Annotated in this window: 1 protein-coding gene; it reads left to right on the forward strand. The window is 36.5% G+C overall.

The window, feature by feature from the left end; translation table 11 throughout:
* The first annotated feature begins 42 nt into the window (after positions 1-42).
* On the forward strand, positions 43-1425 hold the full coding sequence (locus tag FC77_RS07585) for an IS3 family transposase (RefSeq protein ID WP_056971018.1): 1383 nt from the start codon (positions 43-45) through the stop codon (positions 1423-1425).
* The last annotated feature ends 27 nt before the right edge of the window (positions 1426-1452 follow it).

Genomic DNA, 1452 nt, shown 5'->3' on the forward strand with positions numbered 1-1452 from the left:
TGAAGTGAGACCTAAAAGTGAGACACTTTTAGGTCTTTTACTATGTCTAAATTTAATAAAGAACAAAAAATAGAAATTTATCGTAAATGGAAAGATGAGAATATCTCAATAAGTCAATTGTCTAAAGCATATAAAATGAACTTAGCTAATTTAGATTACATGCTTAGATTGATTGATATGCATGGAACGGATATTTTAAATACTGGAAAGCAGGTTTATTCTAAAAAATTTAAAGAGCAAGCAATTGAACAAGCTATCTTTGGTACTAAGTCATATGTTCAATTATCGCTAGAATTAGGCTTCAAAAGCATTGCCATGCTTAACAAATGGCTTAGAGAATACAAAGAAAACGGGTATAATGTCATTATCAAACAGAAAGGACGTCCTGCCCGTGGTCAAAGAGAGTCAGAAATCGCGCAAGGAACTGGAGAAAGAGATCCAAAAGCTGAAAGAAGAAAACTTGCGATTGCGTATTGTGAACGAATACGTAAAAAAACTGCAGGCCTTGGATCAAGAAAAAGATCAGAAGAGATAGCTAAGGCAATTACTGATCTAAGGCATGAATTTAAGGTCAGCTTGGACTACGTCTTAGAAGCAATCGCTGAGCATCCAGGGCTGCCGATAATTGCCAGAAGCTCTTACTACAAGATCATTAAAAGAAAGCCTAAAAAGCCTAAGCGTTCTAAACTCATTGCCAAGATCAAGGAAATCTTCAATTATCATAAGGGGCGCTATGGCTATCGCCGAGTAGCGCTGCAGCTACTCAAAGATGGTTGGAAAGTTACTGAGAAAACAGTTCGCTACTGGATGCATAAGCTAGGTCTTAAGGGTATCAGACGCAATAAGCGCAAGTATTCAAGCTATAAAGGTACTATTGGCAAAATAGCATCTAATTTGATTCATCGCGATTTCTTTGCGCCAATGCCTAATATGAAATGGTATACTGATATCACTGAATTTCATCTTAATGATGAAAAGCTGTATTTGTCGCCCATTTTGGATGGCTGCGGCGGTAATATAGTTTCTTACTCTATTTCAAAACATCCAGATATGGATTTAGTAATGACGATGCTTGATAAAGCTTTCGCTAAAGAAACAGCTCTTAACAACTGTATTTTTCATACTGACCAAGGCTGTCAATATCAGAGTCCCCAATACCAACGTGCTTTAAAACTTCAGGGCATCACTCAAAGCATGTCCAGAAAAGGTAATTCCATGGATGACGGTTTAATGGAGAACTTCTTTGGTCTGCTTAAGACAGAGATGTTTTATGACCAAGAATACAAATACCATAGCCTTCAAGAATTAACTCAAGCCATTGAAGAATATATCGAATACTATAACGAAGAAAGGATAAAGAGCAGATTAAAAGGCTTAACTCCGAAAGAATATCGGAATCAAGCCTCTATTAATCCTGTATTTTAAACTGTCTAATTTTTAGGTCTCAGTTCA

It is taken from the genome of Lactobacillus acetotolerans DSM 20749 = JCM 3825 (genome assembly GCF_001436775.1).
Lineage (GTDB): Bacteria > Bacillota > Bacilli > Lactobacillales > Lactobacillaceae > Lactobacillus > Lactobacillus acetotolerans.